The sequence below is a fragment of the Kitasatospora sp. cg17-2 genome, from assembly GCF_054031055.1.
Window position 1 is genome coordinate 5,416,565 of record NZ_CM132923.1, and the last position, 20,052, is coordinate 5,436,616.

At 73.4% G+C, this 20,052-nt stretch carries 12 protein-coding genes; 6 read left to right on the plus strand and 6 right to left on the minus strand.

Features of this window, described 5'->3' with window-relative positions; genetic code table 11:
* Window positions 1–3 precede the first annotated feature (3 nt).
* The 5 genes from ACW14Y_RS22935 to ACW14Y_RS22955 all read left to right on the plus strand — a co-directional run bounded on the left by ACW14Y_RS22935 (window position 4) and on the right by ACW14Y_RS22955 (window position 7,587).
* Window positions 4–2,526, plus strand: a complete 2,523-nt coding sequence (locus ACW14Y_RS22935; RefSeq protein WP_456983254.1) for a KR domain-containing protein — start codon at window positions 4–6, stop codon at window positions 2,524–2,526.
* A gap of 113 nt (window positions 2,527–2,639) precedes the next feature.
* A complete protein-coding gene (locus tag ACW14Y_RS22940; protein WP_380299590.1) occupies window positions 2,640–4,073 on the plus strand; it encodes a flavin-containing monooxygenase in 1,434 nt (477 codons plus the stop codon).
* Window positions 4,070–6,232, plus strand: a complete 2,163-nt coding sequence (locus tag ACW14Y_RS22945; protein ID WP_456983257.1) for an MMPL family transporter — start codon at window positions 4,070–4,072, stop codon at window positions 6,230–6,232. Before ACW14Y_RS22940 ends, ACW14Y_RS22945 begins: the two co-directional genes overlap by 4 nt.
* A gap of 57 nt (window positions 6,233–6,289) precedes the next feature.
* Entirely contained in the window at window positions 6,290–6,775 is a 486-nt protein-coding gene (locus tag ACW14Y_RS22950) for a nuclear transport factor 2 family protein (protein ID WP_045941200.1), read from the plus strand.
* 95 nt (window positions 6,776–6,870) lie between these two features.
* Window positions 6,871–7,587, plus strand: coding sequence for a 4'-phosphopantetheinyl transferase family protein (locus tag ACW14Y_RS22955; RefSeq protein WP_456983259.1), 717 nt, complete (start codon window positions 6,871–6,873; stop codon window positions 7,585–7,587).
* 21 nt (window positions 7,588–7,608) lie between these two features.
* Here ACW14Y_RS22955 and ACW14Y_RS22960 read toward each other — a convergent pair whose 3' ends face one another.
* From ACW14Y_RS22960 to ACW14Y_RS22985, 6 genes are all read right to left on the minus strand, one after another.
* Window positions 7,609–7,929, minus strand: a complete 321-nt coding sequence (locus ACW14Y_RS22960; protein ID WP_402722929.1) for a hypothetical protein — start codon at window positions 7,927–7,929, stop codon at window positions 7,609–7,611.
* Window positions 7,930–8,016: 87 nt separating this feature from the next.
* Window positions 8,017–9,000 carry a TauD/TfdA family dioxygenase gene (locus ACW14Y_RS22965; RefSeq protein WP_380299586.1) on the minus strand — a complete coding sequence of 328 codons (984 nt, stop codon included), beginning with the start codon at window positions 8,998–9,000 and terminating at the stop codon, window positions 8,017–8,019.
* 15 nt (window positions 9,001–9,015) lie between these two features.
* On the minus strand, window positions 9,016–9,900 hold the full coding sequence (locus tag ACW14Y_RS22970) for a thioesterase II family protein (protein ID WP_456983262.1): 885 nt from the start codon (window positions 9,898–9,900) through the stop codon (window positions 9,016–9,018).
* Window positions 9,897–17,213 carry an amino acid adenylation domain-containing protein gene (locus tag ACW14Y_RS22975; protein WP_456983264.1) on the minus strand — a complete coding sequence of 2,439 codons (7,317 nt, stop codon included), beginning with the start codon at window positions 17,211–17,213 and terminating at the stop codon, window positions 9,897–9,899. Before ACW14Y_RS22975 ends, ACW14Y_RS22970 begins: the two co-directional genes overlap by 4 nt.
* Window positions 17,214–17,260: 47 nt before the next feature.
* The gene (locus tag ACW14Y_RS22980; protein ID WP_380299582.1) at window positions 17,261–17,494 is read right to left on the minus strand and encodes an MbtH family protein; all 234 of its coding nucleotides are present in this window, start codon (window positions 17,492–17,494) and stop codon (window positions 17,261–17,263) included.
* Window positions 17,495–17,830: 336 nt separating this feature from the next.
* Entirely contained in the window at window positions 17,831–18,637 is an 807-nt protein-coding gene (locus tag ACW14Y_RS22985; RefSeq protein ID WP_456983266.1) for a S1 RNA-binding domain-containing protein, read from the minus strand.
* A gap of 120 nt (window positions 18,638–18,757) precedes the next feature.
* Here ACW14Y_RS22985 and ACW14Y_RS22990 point away from each other — a divergent pair, with 120 nt between their 5' ends.
* Complete coding sequence (locus ACW14Y_RS22990) at window positions 18,758–19,963, plus strand: glycosyltransferase (RefSeq protein WP_456983268.1); 1,206 nt, start codon at window positions 18,758–18,760, stop codon at window positions 19,961–19,963.
* Window positions 19,964–20,052 lie beyond the last annotated feature (89 nt).

The following is a 20,052-nucleotide window of genomic DNA, read 5'->3' on the forward strand; positions in this document are numbered from 1 at the left end:
CCGATGACACTCAAGGAACCGATCACCCTCGCGGAGGCCCTCGCCCCGCCGGTGGTGGACTACCCGCAGGACGGATCGGTGCGCCCCGTGCGGCGCCACGTGTGGGAGCCGGTGGAGACCGCCGCGCTCCCGCCGGGCGCCGCCCCCGGGCTGCGCGGTCGCTCGATCGCGGTGGTCGGTGGCCGGGAGGCCACCGCCGCCGCGGTCGCCGCGGCGCTCACCGCGGCCGGGGCGGCGGTGCACCGGCTCGCCCCGCCCGCCGAGGGGCAGCTCGGCGGCTTCGCCGAGGCCGCGGCGGCCCTGTTCGCTGCGGCCGGGCGGATCGACGGGATCGTCGACCTCAACCTGGAGGAGCCCTTCGACCGCAGCGGTCCGGACGGCTGGGAGGCACCGTTCCGGCAGACGGTCGCGATGCTCCAGGCCTGTTTCGCGGACTGGATCACCGAGACCGACGCGGTGCGGCTGTTCTACCTGCCGGTCACCTGGCTGGGCGGCCGGATGGGCTTCGGCGCGGACCGGGTCGAGCAGCCGCTCGGCGGCCTGTGGGCGGGGCTCGCCAAGGGCCTGCCCCGGGAGGTCCCGAACTGCAACATCAGGATCCTCGACCTCACCGCCGAGCACTCGGCGGAGGAGATCGGCGAGCTGGTGAGCCGGGAGCTGTACCGCTGGGGCGCGTTCGAGATCGGCCACCACGGCGGCCGCCGCTACAGCCTGCGGGCCCGGCACGCCCAGCCCGCCCCGCCGGTCCGCGCGCTGCGGCCCGGCGACACGGTGGTGATGTCCGGCGGCGGGCGCGGCATCGGCTACGCGCTGGCCCGTTCGCTCGCCGAGGAGTTCGGCGCGCGGGTGGTGGTCAGCGGCCGCGGCGCGGTGCCCGACCCGAACGCCGTCCCGGCGCTGGAGTTCGACGAGCGGGAGTTCCGGCGCTACCGGGACGAGCGGCTGCGGGAGGCCGTGGCCGCGCGCCGGGTGCCGCAGGTCCGCGGCGAGCTGGAGAAGCTGGCCCAGGACCGCGAGCTGTGGGCGAACCTCGCCTCGGCCCGCGAGGACGGTCTGCGGATCGACTACGTGCAGTGCGACATCACCGACCCCGGGCAGGTCGCCCGGCTGGTCGACGAGGCCGGCGACCGGCTGGCCGGTGTCGTCCACAACGCGGGCGTGGACGTGCCGGTGCGGCTGCCGGGCAAGACCGAGCAGATCGTCTCGCTGGTCGTCCGGGTCAAGGTCGGGGGCTTCCTCAACCTGCTGCGGGCGGTGGCGGACCGGCCGCCGCTGGCGTTCTTCTGCAGCGTCGGCTCGCTGACCGGCCGCTGGGGCGGCATGGTCGGCCAGCTCGACTACGGGGCGGCCAACGAGGCGCTGAGCCGGCTCGGCCTGTGGGCCTCGCAGGACGGCGAGCAGTCGGGCCGGGTCCGGCGGACGCCGGTGTCCACGGTCTGCTGGCCGACCTGGGAACGCCTCGGGATGATCACCAACTACGAGGCCACGCTGCGCTACATGTCGGCGGTGGACGTCCGCGAGGGCCTGTACCACTGGAAGCGGGAGCTGTTCTCGGGCGGCAGCGGCGAGTCGACGTTCATCGGCGACGTCGGTCCGGCGATGCTGCCGTCCGTGCTGCGCGGCTACCAGCAGGACACCGGCCTGCCCGGGATCGAGCGGCTCGCCGCGAGCCGCTACTACCTGGGCGAGCCGCTGGACTTCCGGCCGTACGCCGCGCTGACCACGGAGCACCGGCTGTCGGCCGGCGAGCTGCCGTGCTGCGACGACTTCCGGGTCGGCGGCGAGCCCGCGCTGCCGGTCTCGCTCTGCCTGGAGTACCTGCGGGCGGCCGGTGACTGGGTGCTGCCGGAGAACGGGGACCAGCTGCGGTTCGCCGAACTCCGGGACCTGGACGTGGACCTGGCGGAGCTGCGGGTCGGCCCCGGCCGGCGGACGGCGGTGCTGACCCGGCACGCCGAGGGCCGCTGGGCGCCGGACGGCGGCTGGCTGGTCGCGGTCACCCTGGAGCGGGACGGCCGACGGCTGGCCGCCGCCGAACTGGTCTACCGGGCCGGGGAGGTGCCGCCGGAGCAGGCGGTGCTGCCGCCGACCGGCGCGCTGGGCGCGGAGGACGTGGCGCCGCCCGCGCCGGGCGGCGCGCTCGGCTGGAGCGGGCACGCCTTCCGGTTGGCCGCCTGGCAGCGGGACGCCGTGGGCGGCCGGCTGTACGGGCGCGCGGAGCCGGGGCGGACGGCCGATCTGCTGCTCGCCTCACCGGCGCCGGGCTCGGCCCTTCCGCTGCACCAGCTGGAGAACCTGCTGCGGGCCGCCTGGCTGGCCCAGGCGCCGGGCGCGGCCGCGCCCGGCGCGGCCGGGTCGGTGCGGCGGCTCACGGTGGAGCGGCTGACCGTCGCGCCGTCGGCCGGGGAGGGCACCGTCCTGCTGGTCGGCACCCCGGACGGCCGCGACTGGACCGGCTACCACCCGGTCGAGCTCTTCGAACCGTGCCCGGTGGTGCTCCGGGTGACCGGCCTGCGCCACCACTGACACCGGACGGCCCAAGACCCACCACCGACACCGGACGGTCGGGAGCCCGGCCGTCCGGTACCGACCGAATCACCGTGCCCCGGGGCACGGCACGACACCACCAGGGGGATCCGTTGACCACGATCGTTGACCGGTCGAAGGCCTATTGCGTCGTGGGCGCCGGGGCAGGTGGTCTGTCCGCCGGCAAGAACCTGCGGGAGTTCGGCATCGAGTTCGACGTGATCGAGCGCGCCGACGACGTGGGCGGCAACTGGTACGGCGGCAACACCTACAGCGCCGCCTACGACTCGGTGCACCTGATCACGTCCAAGCCCTACATCCAGTACGACGACTTCCCGATTCCGGAGCACTTCCCGACCTACCTCGGCCGGGAGCACGCGCACGCCTATCTGCGCTCCTACGCCGAGCACTTCGGGGTGTACGAACACGTCGAGTTCAGCCGCACGGTGGAGTCGATCGAGCGCCGGGACGGTTCGCCGGACTGGTTCGTCACCCTCGACGGGGGCGAAGTCCGCCGCTACGCCGGGGTGGTGATCGCCAACGGCCACAACTGGAGCCCCCGGTACCCGGAATACCCGGGCACCTTCGACGGGGAGATCATGCACTCCTGCGAGTACCGCGACCCGGAGCCGCTGCGCGGCAAGCGGGTGCTGGTGGTCGGCGGCGGCACCTCCGGCTGCGACATCGCGGTGGAGTCCTCGCAGAACGCCGCGTCGACCTCGCTGAGCATCCGCCGCGGCTGCTACTACTGGCCGAAGTACCTGTTCGGGATGCCGACCGACGTGCTCTACGAGAACGTCCTGAAATGGCGCATGCCCCGGCCGGTGGTGCGCTTCTTCGGTAGTCTCTTCCTGCGGCTCAACAGTGCCGGACGGCCGGAGCAGTACGGACTGCCCAAGCCGTCGCACAAGTTGCTGGAGGAGCATTTCGTCATCAATTCGACGCTCCTCTACCACTTGGGGCACGGTGATATCGGGGCGAAGCCGGACATCGCCGAACTCCGGGGGGACCGGGTGAAGTTCAGCGACGGGAGCGAGGAGGCGTACGACGTGATCGTCTACGCCACCGGTTACCGGATGACCGAGTTCCCGTTCATCGACCGCAAGTACTTGAACTGGAACGGGCGCACTCCGCAATTGCACCTCAGCGCCTTCCACCCCGAGTACGACAACCTTTTTGTCATCGGTTACTTCCAGACTTCCACCGGCAACTGGCCGATCATGGATTACCAGTCCCAGCTCATGGCCCGCTACCTGCACCTGCTGCGCACCGACCCGCGGCGGGCGTCCTGGTTCAAGCAGGCCAAGGCCACGCCGATGGCGGGGTCCGAGCTGAACGGCGGCATCCAGTACTACGACTCCGAGCGGCACTGGCTCCAGGTCGAGCACTTCTCCTACCGGGCCATGCTGCGCAAGCTGGTCCGCCGGATGAACGCCGACCCGTCGCCCGCCGCGCGCAACCGGGGCACCGCACCCGGAGCCGGCGGCACCGGCCCCGCGGAGCAGGCCAACGCGCCGGCGGCGACCCGGCTGAGGAGCCACGCATGATGGACCTGATCGCACGGCTGGCGAACCGGCACGGCCGGGTGATGGTGCTGTGCGCCGTGGTGGTGGCCGCGGTGGCGGCCTTCATCGGCGCGCCCGTCGTCACATCGCTGACCGGCGGCAACCCGGACTTCGTCACCCCGGGTTCGGGCAGCGTCCGGGCGGACGACCGGATCGGCGCGGCCACCGGCATCCAGAGCGACGGCGGCATCATCGCCCTCGTCGACACCGGTGCCCCGGTGGACGACCCCCGCACCCGGGAGGAGGTCGACAAGGTCGCCGGGCTGATGGCCGGGGACCCGACCTTCGCCGACGTCCTGACGTACTACCGGACCCAGGACAAGAACCTGGTCTCCAACGACGGGCGTCGGACGATCGTGGTCGGCCGGCTCAAGGACAGCGCGGAGGACCACTACCAGGACGCCGTCGACCGGCTGTCCGACCGGCTGGACGGCGACACCGCGGTCAAGCTCGGCGGCAGCGAGGTGGTCGGCAACCAGGTCGTCAGCACCGTCCAGCACGACCTGGAGCGGGCCGAACTCCTGGCCTTCCCGGTGCTGTTCCTGCTCTCGCTGTGGATCTTCCGCAGTCTGGTGGCCTCCGCGCTGCCGCTGGTCATCGGCGGCCTGAACGTCGTGCTGACCCTGTTCGGGCTGCGGGTGGTCGACCAGTTCACCCCGATGTCGATCTTCTCGCTCAACCTGGTCACCGCGCTCGGCCTCGGCCTCGCCATCGACTACAGCCTGCTGATCGTCTCCCGCTTCCGCAGTGAGATGACGGTCGAGCCCGACATCGACCGGGCGATCCGGGTCACCCTGCACACCGCGGGCCGCACCATCCTGTTCAGCTCGCTCACCGTGAGCGCCGCGATGGCCTCGCTGTTCGTCTTCCGCCAGCGCTTCCTGTACTCGATGGCGGTCGGCGGGCTGCTGGTCTCCGCCTCGGCGCTGCTGGTCGCGCTGCTGGTGCTGCCCGCGATGCTGCGGCTGCTCGGCCGGCACATCGACTTCCTGGCCCCGGCCCGGTTCCGCCGCTCGCTGGAGGCGCCGGAGAACACCGACGGCGGCTGGTTCGCGCTGGCCCGGGGCGTGATGCGACGGGCCCCGCTGGTCGCGATCGGCGCCGGCGCGCTGCTGGTGCTGCTCGGACTGCCGTTCCTGAAGGTCGCCTTCACGACCGTCGGCCCCGCCTCGCTGCCCACCAGCACGAGCAGCCGCTCGGTCGCCGACACCCTGCGCGCCGACTTCCCGGCCGACCCGCTGGAGTCCGTGCAGGTCGTGGTCGCGGCCGGCGGCGACACGGCGGGCGCGCAGCCCCGGATGGACGCGCTGCGCGACCGGATCGCGGCCCTGCCCGGCGCGGCCGCCGTCACCCCGGCGGTGGCGCTGAACGCGGACACCTGGCTGCTCCAGGTCACCCCCCGCGAGCCCGGCCTCAGCGGGGAGAGTCAGACCCTGGTCAAGGACGTCCGGGCGCTCTCCGGCCCGGACGAGGTCCTGGTCGGCGGGCAGACCGCCACCTTCGTCGACCTGGAGGACAGCCTCACCGGCCGGCTCCCGGCCGCCGCGCTGATCGTCTTCCTCACCAGCATGCTGGTGCTGCTGCTGATGACCGGCTCGCTGGTGCTGCCGCTCAAGGCCGTGCTGATGAACCTGCTCACCCTCGCCGCGACCTTCGGCATCCTGGTCTTCGTCTTCCAATGGGGCCACGGGGCCGGGCTGTTCGGCACCGAGGCGCAGAACGCGCTGGACGCCACCCAGCCGGTGCTGCTGTTCGCGATGGTCTTCGGACTCTCCACCGACTACGGCGTGTTCCTGCTCGCCCGGATCAAGGAGGCCAGGGACGCCGGCGTCGGCGAGGCCGAGTCCGTCGCCCAGGGCCTGGGCCGCACCGGCCGGGTCGTGACCGCGGCGGCGGTGCTGTTCTGCGTCGCGCTGGGTGCGCTCGCCACCTCCGAGATCGTGTTCATCAAGGAGCTCGGACTCGGCACCGCGCTGGGCGTGCTGCTGGACGCCACCATCGTCCGGGCGCTGCTGGTGCCCTCGTTGATGCGTCTGCTGGGCGAGTGGAACTGGTGGGCCCCGGCTCCGCTCCGGTGGCTGTACGAACGATTCGGGCTCCGTGAGGGCGGGGCGCCGCCGCTGGCCGTCGAGAAGTCGTAAGGTTTTGACGCACCGTCACCACTATCGACCGGCCTGTCTACGACCAGAGGTGGAAACGTGTACCACGCCATTGTCCGGCGCAATCTTCGCAATTCCTTCGCCGACGTCAACCGAGGCAACTACGCGGCCATCGTGCGGCAGTTCACCCCCGACGCGGAGCACTGGTTCTCCGGTGCGCACGCGTTGTCGGGCGGGCGCGACACCGCCGAGCAGATCCAGCGGTGGTACGACCGGCTGGCGGAGGTCATGCCCGACCTGCGCTTCGAGCTGAAGAAGGTCGTCGCCAAGGGCTGGCCCTGGGACACCGTGGCCTTCGCCGAGTGGGTCGACCACCTGACCGACCGCGAGGGCAACCGCTACTCGAACCAGGGCGTGCACGTGGTCCGGATCAAGTGGGGCAAGATCACCGAGCTCCACATCTACTGCGACACCGAGCTGCTGGAGTCGGTGCTGGACAAGCTGGGCGAGCAGGGCGTCGGCGAGGCCGTCGCCACGCCTGTCGGCAGCCCCGGCCCGTTCCGCGAGGCGCGCGTCGGCAGGTGACGCGCGCGGGTACGCCGACGCGGGCGGTCCGGTGACACCGGGCCGCCCGTCGTCGTTCTCCGCCGTTGGGGGTCGGTGCGGGTGAAGGGGGACGGATGAACGCGCAGGATCCGGGGACGGTCGAGCTGTGGCTGCTCGAAGCCGCCGCCGTACCGGTGGGACCGGCCGAGCTGGCCGGCCTCGACGAGGAGGAGCACCGGCGGGCCGGGCGCTTCGTCCGGGACGCCGACCGGGCGGTCTACCTGGCCGCGCACGTCGCGCTGCGGCACGTGCTCGGCCGGCGCCTGGGGCTGGCCCCGGCGGAGCTGGTCTTCGGCCGGGAGCCGTGCCCCGGCTGCGCCGAGCCGCACGGGCGGCCGAGGCTGGCGGGTGATCCGGCGGGTGATCCGGCGGGGGCCACCGCGGGGGCCCCGCAGTTCTCGCTCTCGCACGGTGGCGGCCGGGTGCTGATCGGCCTGGCCGACGCCCCCGTCGGCGTGGACGTGGAGCCGCTGCCCGCGGCCGACAGCGTGGAGGTGCTCGCCACGACGCTGCACCCGGTCGAGCGGGTCGAACTCGCGGACGTCCGCCCGGCGGACCGCCCCGGCGCGTTCGCCCGGCTGTGGACCCGCAAGGAGGCGTACCTCAAGGGCCTCGGCATCGGCCTCGCCCGCCCGCCCGCCGCCGACTACCTCGGCACCGCCGAGCCCGCGCGCCGTCCGGCCGGCTGGGCCGTCACCGATGTGCCGGCCGGGTCCCGGCACGCCGCCGCCGTGGCGCTGGCCGGGGGCGGTGCGGCGGTGGGGTACCGGCTGCGGCACAGCCTGGGCTGAGGCCCGCCGGTGGCGCCGTGCTCAAGGGGCGGTGCCGGGGCCGGGTTCGTGGGTGTCCGGGCCGAGGAGCAGGTCCTCGGTGCCGGGGGCGAGCGACCCGCCGAGGCCGACCAGGCGGGCGGTGGGGTGGTGGACGCGCAGGTACGCGTTGCAGACGGCGCGGGCGGTCGACTCGGACTCGGCGAGGGTCGGGAGCGCGAGGAAGAGCACGACATCGGCCGAGGTGCTGCGGCCGTCGACGTGCACGTGCTCCACGCCGGTCGGTCGGGGGAGGGCGCGTCGGAGTTCGGCGGCGTCGGGTGCGCCGTCCGGGAAGTCGAGCCGGGCGAGGACGAAGTGCATCGGGATTCCGGCCGGAGGGTCGGTCGTGGTGTCGACCGACCCCCGGCGATAGAGGTCAACAGGTATGAGGATAAACGGAACTGACGCTCAGTCGAGCACGAAGCCGTTGCCCGCGCGGTCGGCCCGGCTACGGCGGTTGTCCAGGTGCACGAAGGTGCGGTGCAGCCAGCGGTCCAGGCCGTCGTAACGCGGCTCGAACGACGTCCGGCCGTGGACGGAGAGCCGGTTGTCGACGAAGGCCATCTCGCCCGGCTGGAGCACCAGCATCGCGCCGACGTCCAGCAGCGCGTCGCGCAGCACCTCCAGGGCGGCGCGGCCGTCCTCGTCGAGTGCCGTGGTGGCGCTGAAGTCGACCCGGATGTCCGGGTCGTCGGGGTCGCCCTCCAGCACGGCGTGCTGCGGGGTGGCGTCACCGGCGGAGAACGACGGCGGCGGCTCGGTGACGAAACGCGAGGCGCGGAGTACCGCGGCGACCTCGTCCGGGACGAGCAGCAGGGCCCGCCGGATCGAGGAGACCAGCGTCCCGGCCGTGCCGGTGTGGTCGTTGCGCAGGCACAGCAGGCTGACGTAGTCCGGGCGGCGGGGGTGGAAGGCGTTCTCGACGTGCAGTTCGAGCAGGGTCGAGCCGGCGTTGCTCTGCGACTGCTCGCGGCCCGGCACCGGGACGACGTTCTGCACCAGGGCGCCGGACTTCTCCTCCCGGTAGGCGATGACCTCGCCGAGCGCCAGGCTGATCAGTGCCGAGACGGCGGCCTGCGGCGTCGCGGCGCGCTCGACCGACTCCGGGACGGTCGGCGTCAGCCGCATGACGTCCTCGAAGACCGGCAGGTTGCGCAGGATCAACAGCCCGTCCGGGCCCGGGTCGTGGCGGTAGTCGCGGATCTCCTCCAGGACGCGGGCGGGCAGTCGGCAGGCGAGCTTGCGGGCGGCGTCCATCCAGGCGCGCTGGTCGATCAGACGCGGCGGCACCTGGGCGAGGGCCTCGGCGAGCTCGGCGACCTCCCGGCGCTCCTGGTCGGTCAGGGTCAGGCCGGTCGTCGCCTGGATCGGCGCCGGAAGGGCTGTGGTCATGGTGCGGTGTCCCTCTCAGTGAGTCTGTGCGGACTGGGCGGCGGGCTGGGGCACGGGCCGGGGCGCGGGATGGTTCGCGGACCGGGGCGCCCCGTGCCGCGGGGTCGTTCGGAACCGGAGGTCGGACCGCAGGTGGCCGGTGATGCGGTCCAGCAGTTCGGCCTCCAGGGGTTCGAGGTAGAAGTGGCCGCCGGGGAAGACGTTCAGTTCGAAGGCGGACACGGTGGTCGTGGACCAGGCCCGGGCCGCCTCGACGGCGCAGACCGGGTCGTCGTCGCCGGTGCAGGCCACCACCGGGATGCCAGTGGTGGTGGTCGTGGTGGCCCGGTAGTCGGCGAGCAGGCGGAAGTCGGCGCGGATGCCCGGCATCAGCAGCTCGCGCAGGGCCGGGATCCGCAGCGCGTCGGTGGAGTCGCTGCCCAGCGCGTCGACCAGGGCGAGCAGGTCCTCGTCCGTCGCCGAACGCAGGGCGGAGTGGTCGACGAGACGCGGCGCGGGCGACCCCGAGACGAACAGCCGGACCGGCGGCGGCGCACCCGGATCGGCGGCCAGCCGGACCGCGACCTCGTACGCCAACAAGGCGCCCATGCTGTGGCCGAACAGCGCCACCGGCACCTCCCGGAGCGGCCCGAGCGCGGCCGCGACCTCCGCCGCCAGCTCGGCGGCACCGGCCGGGAACGGGTCCCCGATCCGGTCCTGCCGCCCCGGGTAGCAGACCGCCAGCACCTCGACGTCCGCCGGCAGGTGGCGGTGCCAGGTCCGGTAGGCGGCCGGGCTGCCGCCCGCGTGCGGGAAGCAGACCAGGCGGAGCCGGGGCGCCTCGACCCGGTGCTGGCGGCGGAACCAGCGGGCGGCGGCCGGGGGGAGCGGGGCCGGTGCGAGCGGGGCCGGCGGCGTCATGCGCCCTGCTCGCGGGCGGTCGCCTCGTCGATGGCCTGCTGCCAGAGCCGGCCGAGGGTGCGCTGCCCGGACCAGACGGTCGCCAGCAGGTACCGGACCAGCTCGCGCCCGCCGGCACCGTTGCTGAGCAGCACCGCGCCGGTGCCCGAGCGGGTCCGCAGGCCGGTCATCGCCTGGTAGCCCAACGCCTGTCCGCCGTGGCCGAATTCGAGGTCCGCGCCGGTGCCGTCCAGGATGGTGCTCCAGCCGTAGTTGCGGCCGCCCAGCGGCGTCAGCATCCGGTGGACCAGCTCCTGGCCCACCAGCCCGCCCGGCCGTCCGAGGTAGCAGCGGCGGATCTCGGCCGCGAGCCGCGCCAGGTCGGCGGCCGTCGTCCACAGCCCGCCGGCCGCCGCCTCCGGGTGGACGACGAACCCGTCCGGGACGGGCGTGCCGTCCGCGGCGTGACCTCGGGCGAAGGACCGGCCGGTGGTGTCCGGGAACACCGGGTCGAAGCCGCTCGCCGTCATGCCCAGCGGTTCGAGCAGCCAGTGCCGGGCGAGCTCCGGGAAGGCGGTGCCGGTGGCGTCCTCCATCGCCTGCTGGAGCACGGAGAAGTTCAGCGGGTTGAGCCGGAACACCTCGCCCGGCGCGTCCGCCCGGCGCACCGGCGGGGTCTTGGCGGGCGCCCGCCCGTTCAGGACGTCGAGCAGGGTGGGGAAGGGCTCGTGGCGGGGGTAGTTGTCGTCGAGCGGCGGGTGCGGGGCGAGGCCGGACTGGTTGGACAGCAGGAGCCGTGCGGTGACCGGGCCGGCGCTGTTGCCGGTGCCGGTCGTGCCGGTGGGTGTCCGCCAGGAGGTGAGGTACTCGTCGATGTCCCGGTCGAGGTCGAGGACGCCCTCGGAGGCCAGGCGCAGGACGAGGAAGGTGGTGACGTGCTTGCTGATCGACCCGGCCGGGAAGAGCGTGTCGGCGGTCACCGGGGTGGGGTCCTCGGTGCCGAGCACGCCGTAGCTGCGGACGGAGGTCACCTCGCCGTTCTCCAGCAGCGCGATGCTCGCTCCGGGGACGGCGTGGCGGGCCATCAGCTCGGGGACGGGGTCGGTGGGGGTGGTGGCGGAAGGGCGGGAGATCGGGCGGGTGGTGGGGGTGGCGGTCGTGCGGAGGTGGGTGCTCAGCTCGGCCAGCTGCTCGTCCGCGAGCCGGTGGACGGTCGCGGCCGTGTGGACGGCGGGCCGGTACGTCCAGCGGAGGTAGAGGCGGTCGTCCTGGACGTGGGCGTCGACGTGGAGGAGGTGGGCGGGGGAGGTCTCCGGGGCGAGGTGGCCGGGGGTGAGGACCAGCTCGTTTCCGGTGGTGGGGGACGGGGTGTTCGGGGTGCTCGGGGTCCAGCTGAAGCGGACCTGGGCCGGGGGGAGGGCGGCCAGTTCGGCGGCGAGGTCGGCGTCCGGCGCGAGGTGCCGCAGCAGGCCGTAGCCGTGGACGGGCGTGGGAAGCGCGCGCAGCTGGCGGGACACCGCCGCGACCGTGGCCGCCGTGTCGCGGTCCGCCGGCAGGCGCAGCGACACCGGGTGGGTGTCGGCGAGCGGGCCGACCGTCCGCGACAGCGCCGGGCCGAGGTCCGGGTCGTGGCGCGGGTCGGTGAGGACGTCGATCTCGATCCGGTCGCCGCCCGCCCAACGCGCCAGTGTGCGGCCGAGGGTGGCGAGCACGGGGTGCGCGGGGCGTGGGTCGGCGAGGAGGGCGGCGGTGAGGTCGGCGGGCAGGACGGTGACGGTGGTGGCGGTCCCGGTGCTCGGGTGGTCGCTGCCGTCGGTCGGGAGAGCGGTGGCCGGTGGACGGGCGAGCCAGCGTTCGCCCTGGTCGAGCAGTTCGGGGGAGAGTGCCTGCTCGGCCAGTTGTCCCGCCCATAGCTGCCACGGCGTGGCGGGTGTCGGCAGGACCGGCTCCTCTCCGGAAGCAAGCTGCCGGTAGGCGGAGTCGAGGTCCTCGGCGAGCGTCTCGAAGGAGCCGGGGTCGGCGGCGAGCGCGTGGACGGTCAGCCACAGCTCGTCGGGCTTGCGGTCGTCGACGCGAACGAGAGTCGCCCGGACCGTGCTCGCCCGGCTCGGGTCGAGCGCCGCCCGCGCCTCGTCCAGCGCGGCGGTGATCGCGGCCGCATGGCCGTCGGCGGCGGTGGCGCGCAGGTCGAGGAAGCGGAACAGGTCGGTGGGTGCCTCGGTCGTCGGCCGGAGGACGGGCGGCTGCGGGCCGACTGCGGGCACCAGGGAGGTGTGCAGGGCCCGGTGGCGCCGGACGACGGAGTCCAATGCGCGTGCGAGCAGGTCCGGTTCGGCCTGGGCGCTCAGCGGGAGGCGGACGGTGCGGCTGGCGGTGGCGTTGAGCTGACTCGGGGTCAGCGGGATGTCACCGGTGTCCGGCTCGACGGTGACCATGGTGGCCAACTCGGCCAGGGAGGTGGCCTGGAGGATCATCCAGACGGCGAGTGACAGGCCGGCCTCGCGGCAGGCCGCGAGTACCTGGACGGCGCGGATGGAGTCGCCGCCGAGGGCGAAGAAGTTGTCGGTGCTGCCGACGCGCGGCACCCCGAGCACCTCGGACCAGATGGCGGCGAGGCGTTCCTCCACCGGCCCGGCAGGGGCGACGTACTCCTCGGTGGCGAAGGCGTCCAACTCGGGGGAAGGCAGGGCGCGGTGGTCGACCTTGCCGTTGGCGGTGAGGGGGACGCGGTCGATCGGCTGGTGGACGGTGGGGACCATGTACTCGGGCAGCGCGGCGCCGAGGTGCTCGCGCACGGCGGCCGCGTCCAGCACGGCGCCGTCCGCGAGGACGAGGTAGGCGACGAGGGACTTCTCGCCGGAGCCGAGGGTGCGGACGGCCACGACGGCGTCGCGGACGTGGGGGTGTTCGCGCAGGCGGGCCTCGATCTCGCCGAGTTCGATGCGGTAGCCGCGGATCTTGACCTGGTTGTCGATGCGGCCGAGGGTCTCCAGGGTGCCGTCGGGGAGGAAGCGGGCGAGGTCGCCGGTGCGGTAGAGGCGGGAGCCGGCGGGGCCGTGGGGGTTGGGGAGGAACTTCTCGGCGGTGAGGTCGGGGCGGCCGAGGTAGCCGCGGGCCAGGCCCGCGCCGTCGATGTAGACCTCGCCGGGGACGCCGATCGGGGTGGGCCGCAGGTCCTCGGTGAGGACGTACATACCGGTGTTCGGGATGGGGGCGCCCAGCGGGATCGCCTCGGTGGTGGGGAGGGTGTCGATGATCAGACCGGAGTTGCCGATCGTGATCTCGGTGGGCCCGTACTCCGTCGCCACCTTGGTGCCCTCGGCGCCGGCGAGCTGCTGCCAGCGCTCCGCGAGCGAGACCGGGAAGTTGTCACCGGCGGCGATGACAACACCCGCGAGGGTGCGGGCCTGCTCGGCGGAGAGCTGGTGGGTGAGGAGGTCGAGGTGGCCGGGGGTGAGCTTCACGAAGCTGAACGGGCCGGCCTCGGCGAGCGCCGCACCGAGAGAGGCGGTGTCGATGCCGTCGGGGAGAAGCGTGACCGCCTGGCCGCAGATGAGCGGCGTGAACAGGTCGGGGATGCCGAGGTCGAAGGAGATGGAGGAGAACAGCGGGGCGCCGCCGGTGCCGTGGGAGGCGTAGGTGTCGACGGTCCAGGCCAGGTAGTTGGCGAGACCGGCGTGGTGGATCATCACGCCCTTGGGGCGGCCGGTGGAGCCGGAGGTGTAGATGACGTAGGCGAGCTGCGCGGGGTCGGTCTCGCGGGCGGGGGTGGTTGTTGGTCCTTCGACCAACTCGTTGACCAACAAGGTGGTGCCGTCGAAGGATCCGGCGGTGTCCGTGACGAGGATCTGCGCCCGGGTGTCCTCCAGGATGTATGCCCGGCGCTCGCTGGGAAGGGTCGGGTCGAGCGGCAGGTAGGCCGCCCCCGCCTTCCAGATGCCGAGCAGGACGGGCACCAGCTCGGGGCCGCGCTCCAGGCACACACCGACGAGGGAGTCCGTGACCGCACCGGCCGCGAGCAGGTGGTGCGCCACCTGGTTCGCCCGCTCCTCCACCTCACGGTACGAGAGGCGAACACCCCCGGTGACGACCGCGACGGCGTCCGGCGTCGAGGCGGCCTGCGCCTCGAACAGCTCCAGCACCGTCCCCGCCGGCCGCTCCACGCGACCGCCCGAAGCCCAACCGTCGAGCAGCGACAGCTCCGCGTCCGACAGGAACACCGCACCCGCGTCCCCGTCCGGGTCCCCGGCCATCGCCTCCAGCACCGAGCGGTACATCCCGCCCAGCCGCTCCAGGTTCTCCCGCCCGACCACATCGGTGGACGAGAGGAGGCTGAACGCCCCGCCACTCGCGATGGCGGTGAGAGCGAACTCGTTGCTGCCGTCGCCCATGGTGGCCGAGGTGTCGACGGTGTCGGTGTCGACCTGGTGGAAGTCCAGGTACTCGAACAGGATGGTCAGCAGCTCACGGGAGTTCCCGGCCGCACGCTGAATGGCGGGCAGCGGGTAACGGCGGTGGGCCCAGATCTCGGTCTCCTGCCGGTACACCCCCTCCACCAGCTCACGCCAGGTACGGGCGCCCCGACTCGCCGGGAAGGGCAGGGTGTTGAGGTGCATGCCCAGCACCCGGTCCGCACCGGGAGCCTCCAGACGACCGTGGTAGACGACACCCGTGTGGAAGGACTCCTCCACCGTCAGCATCCCCAGCACCTTCAGATGCGCCGCGAGCAGCACACTTTTCAGCGAGGTCTTCGCCGAGGCGGCGAGCGCCCGCAGGCCCTCCTCCAGATCGCCGTACGGCACCTGCAGGCCGTGGTTCCGCACCTCGGTCGACGGATCGGCCCAGGAGGCGGGGACGGCGGCGGGCGTGTGCCGGTCCAGGACGTCCTGCCAGAAGGACTGGTCGGACTCGCTGCTCAGCGACACCTGCTCGGCGGCGATGAAGTCGGCGAAGCGGACGGACGGTTGGGCGTGCGGTGCGGGGTCGCCGCCGTCGCGGAGAGTGCGGTAGCAGTCGAGCAGTTCCATCAGCAGCGAGTTGAGCGACCAGCCGTCGGCGATGGCGTGCTGGTAGCCGACGGTGAGGCGCCAGGCGTCGTCGGTCTCGACGTGCACGGCGATCCGCAGCAGTGGCGCGTTCGTCATGTCGAAGCCCGCGGCGTGCTCGTCCGCGACGAACGCCGTGGTCAGCGCGGCCTGCTGTTGCTTCGTCAGGTCACGTATGTCATGGACGGAGAGCGGGATCGCGGCGCGGGCGTGCACCAGCTGGAGCGGCTGGGCGTAGCCGGTGAGCGCGACCGAGGTGCGCAGGATGTCGTGGCGGTCCGCGACGGTGGCGAGGGCCTCGCGCAGGGCCGCGGCGGAGAACGGCTGCGTGTCCGGGATCCGGAAGGAGTTGATGTTCTGGTAGACGTGCTCGTCGGCCGAGGCCAGCATCTCGACCAGCATGCCGGTCTGCACCTGCGACAGCGGGTAGGCGTCCACCACGTCGGCCGGGAGCCGTTCGCGGTCGCGGTCGCCGATGAGGGCGAACGGTGCCACGGCCGCGATCAGCGAGTGGCCGGAGGCGCGGCCGTCGAGGTGGGTGGCGAGGGTGCTGATGGTGCGGTGTTCGAAGACGTCGGGGATCGACACGTCGTACCCGGCCTCGCGCAGCGCGCCGACCAGGCGGACGGCGCGGATCGAGTCGCCGCCGAGCTCGAAGAAGCTGTCCTCGGCGCTGACCTGCGGGAGTTCGAGGACCTCGGACCAGACGGCCGCGAGGCGTTCCTCCACCGGCGTACGCGGGGCGACGTACCGCTCGGCGGCGAAGGAGGCCAGGTCGGGGGCGGGGAGGGCACGGTGGTCGACCTTGCCGCTGTTGGTGAGCGGGATGCGTTCGACGGTGACGAAGGCGGCCGGGACCATGTACTCGGGCAGGTCGGTGGCCAGGTGGGCGCGGAGTTCCGACGGTTCGGGGGCGGCGCCGCCGTCCGCCGGGACGAGGTAGCCGACCAGGGACTTCTCGCCGGCGTCGGTCTCGCGCACCGTCACCACGGCCTCGCGGACGCCGGGGTGGGCGGCCAGTACGGCCTCGATCTCGCCGAGTTCGATGCGGTAGCCGCGGATCTTGACCTGGCTGTCGATGCGGCCGAGGCATTCGAGGGTGCCGTCGGGCAGCACGCGGGCGAGGTCACCGGTGCGGTAGAGGCGGGAGCCGGCCGGGCCGTACGGGTTGGGGACGAACTTGTCGGCGGTGAGGCCGGGGCGGCCGAGGTAGCCGTGGGCCAGGCCGTGGCCGTCGAGGTGGAGCTGGCCGGTGACGCCGTCGGGCACCCGGCGGAGGTCCTCGGTGAGCACGTAGGTGCCGGTGTTGGCGAGGGGGCGGCCGATGGAGACGGCGGCGGCGTTCGCCGGGATCTCCCAGTAGGTGGACCAGATGGTGGTCTCGGTGGGGCCGTAGACGTTGACCAGGCGCTGGACCTTGTCCTGGAGGTCCGCGGCGAGCTGGACGGTCACGGGTTCGCCGCCGGCGAGGGCGGTGACGGCGTAGTTGTCGAAGCCCGCGGCCAGGAGCAGGCGCCAGCCGGACGGGGTGGCCTGGACGTGGGTGACGCGGTGGGCGTCGACCAGCTTGACCAGCGCGGCGGCGTCCTTGGCCTCGGCGTCGGAGGCGAGGACGACGCGGCCGCCGGTGGTGAGCGGCAGGTGGAGTTCGAGGCCGGAGATGTCGAAGGAGACCGAGGTGGAGGCGAGCCAGGTGGCGCGGCGGGCCGGGGCGATGGACTCGTGGACGGAGCTCAGCAGGTTGTGCAGGGCGCCGTGGCTGATCATCACGCCCTTGGGGCGGCCGGTGGAGCCGGAGGTGTAGAGGACGTAGGCGAGCTGGTCGGGGTGGGTGGCGGTCGGCTCGTCGGTGTCCGCTTCGGTCGGCTCGTCCGGGGTCTCGTCGGCGTCCAGGAGCAGGCGGGTGCCGGTGAAGCCCTCGGCGCGGGCGAGGTGTGCGGACTGGGTGACCAGGAGCGGGGCCCCGGCGTCGGTGAGCATGTAGCCGATGCGGTCGGCGGGCAGGGCCGGGTCGAGCGGCAGGTAGGCGGCGCCCGCCCGCCAGATGCCGTACAGGGCGGGGAGCAGGTCGGGGCCCCGGTCGAGGCAGACACCCACGATGTCGCCGCGCCGGACGCCGGCGGCGCGCAGCCGGGCGGCGACCAGGCGGGCCCGGTCGTGGACGTCCTGGTACGACAGCTGCACGTCTCCGGTGACCACGGCGACCGCCTGCGGCCGGGCCGCGGTCCGGGCCGCGAACAGCTCGGCGGTGAGTGCGTGGGTGCTCGCTTCGAGCCGCGATCCTGACACGGGGACTTGCTCCACTTCGGAGGTGGTGGGGGGCGGTGGGGTACGCGTCAGTTCGCGGCAGTGGAAGTGTTGGTGTCCATGCGCCGGCGCAGGCTCAGCGGGCGCATGTCGGTCCACACCTCGCCGATCCGGGCGAGGCACTGCTCCTGCGTGCCGGCCGTACCCTCCTGGCGCCAGCCCGCGGGCAGGGGGCGGTCGGCCCACCAGATCGAGTACTGCTCCTCGTCGTTGAGGACGACCAGGTGGGTCTGCGACTGCGTGTCGACGTTCAGCTCGGCCATGGCCGGTTCCCCGATCACTTGAGGCTGGTGGGCGTGGGTGCGGGCACGGACGCGGCCCGGCCGCGTCCCCGCACGAGCAGCGGGGGAAGGGACGGCCCCGGGTGCGCGAAGGCGAGGCGGGTGGCCCGCACGCTCGCACGTGAGGTGTGCAAGGAGTCTCCGGAGGCCCGCTATAGGCGCTCTATACGGAGGGGGGGAGGCTGTGGGCGCGGGAAGTCGACCCGGTCGACTTCCCGCGCGGGGGGTCACCGGGTGATCGGAGTTCGGGGGAGTGGGGACGGCGGGGTTGGTGGCCGGAGTGGGAAGTCGGCGGGTCCGACTTCCCACTCCGGGTGCTCAGCGATCGGGGCCGGCGGGGCTGGGCGAGGCCTGCCGAAGGGACAGTCGGAGGAGCCGCCGCTGCTGGTCGAGTCCGGTGATGAGGACCAGGACGTCCGCACCGACCCGGAGGACGTCCTCGGGCTTCTCGACGGACGTCCATGAGAGCTCTTCGAGGGGGACCAGCCCTTCGATTCCCTCGGCCACTCGCACGAACGCGCCGAAGGGGACCAGCCGAGTGACCTTGCCGGGCAGGGTCCGGCCCACCTCGTTGTCGGCGGCGAAGTCCTGGAAGGGGTCCGGTTGCGTCGCCCGGAGGGACAGCCGGGCCTCGCCGTTCCAGGTGTCGAACTGGAGGAAGGCGCAGGAGACGCGCTGCCCGAGGCGTACGACCTCCTCCACCGCCTCGAAGTGCTGCCAGGCCAGCTCGGGGTACGTGATGAAGCCGACGCCGGGGAAGACCGGGTGGGCGGGGCCGTCGTCCAGGGCGACGAACACGCCGAACGACTCGATCGCCGCGATGGTGCCGGAGAGGATCTCGTCCCGCTCCAGCCCCGTCAGGAACGCCCACAGCTCGGGGTGTGCGGCGGCCGCCATGGAGAGGCGGACGACGCGCTCGTTCAGGTCGACGGCGGTCACCTCGGCAGTGATCCGTCGGCCGACCTCCAAGGAGCCGAGTCGGGCGCCCCCCCAGGGCAGGTCCAGGGGGCCGACCGACCCCAGCGCCTTCGTGGGGAACCCGTCCAGGGTCACCGCCGCTCCGCGGGAACGGGTGATTTCGGTGACCACGCCACCGCAGAGGTCACCGATGTCGATCGATGCCAAGAAGCTCCGTACGTCCCGATCGTCCGACATCCCGTCCATGCCGGTCAGCCTTCCACGAACTCCGTTCGGCGACGGGGATCTTGGTGGCGGGGGTCTTGGCCGCGGGGGAGAATCGGGCGCATGCGTGCTCTGATCATCACGGCCGGTTCACGAGGAGACGTCGCGCCCTACACGGGGCTGGGGCAGAGGTTGCAGGAGGCGGGGCACGAGGTCGCGGTGGCCGCGCATGCGGCGTTCGAGGGGCTCATCGGGGGGTGCGGGCTCGGGTTCCGGGCGGTGCCCGGGGATCCGCAGGGGCTGATCCGGGACTGGGCGCGGGCGGGGTCGCGGGAGGAGGTCCAGGCGCTGACGCGGGCGTACGCGGACGGGCTCGCCGACGGAGTGGCCCAGGCCGTGGAGGGTGGCGTCGATGTGCTGCTCACGGCCTTCGGCCCGGCGCCGCTGGCCCGGGTGGCTGGGGAAGCGCTCGGAATTCCGGTGATCGGTACCTACCTCGTACCGTCCGTCCCCACCGGGGAGTTCGCGTTGCCGAACGCGCGCGGCGAGGTCGGAGCGGGGCCGGAGGAGAACCTCGCCGTCGGCCGGGAGGTGGTGCGGCGGGCGGAAGGGGTCTTCTCGGGTGCCGCGACCCGGTTGCGGTCGCACTTCGGGCTCCCCGCCGAGGCAGCGGCGGACGTCCGGCCGGTCTTCCACGGCTTCAGCCCGTCGGTGCTGCCGCGCCCTGCGGACTGGCCGTCCTGGGTCGACGCCTCCGGCTACTGGTGGTCCGCCCGGCCGGAGGGCTGGCAGCCCCCGGCCGAGCTGGTCGACTTCCTCCGGGCCGGGCCGCCCCCGGTGTTCATCGGCTTCGGCAGCATGGCGGTGGGGGAGGGCGAGCGGCTCGGCGAGCTGGTGGCCGGGGCCGTGAAGCGGGCCGGTGTGCGGGCGGTGGTGCAGGCCGGGTGGGCCGAGCTGGGCGGCTTCGGCGACGACGTGCTGGCCGTCGGCGACGTCCCGCACGACTGGCTGTTCCCGCGCACCGCCGTCGTCGTCCACCACGCCGGTGCGGGTACCACGGCCGCCGCCCTGCGGGCCGGTGTGCCCGCCGTGCCCGTTCCGGTCATGGCCGACCAGCCGTTCTGGGCGGCCCGGCTCTGCGAACTGGGAGTCGCGCCCCGCTCCCTGCCTTTCGCGGACCTCACCGCCGAATCCCTCGCCGCCGCGATCACGGACGCCCTCACCGAGCCGTCCCACCGCCGCCGCGCCACCGAACTCGCCCACGCCATCGCGGCGGAGGACGGCGCGGCGGCGGTCATCGCTCACCTTGGGGGAGGGAGCGCGGGCTGATTCGGAACTTCGGAGGCTCGGCGCAGTCCCATCGCGTACGACTTCCAGGGGAGAGCCGAAGCCGGCCGAGCACAATGCGGCGTGGCACT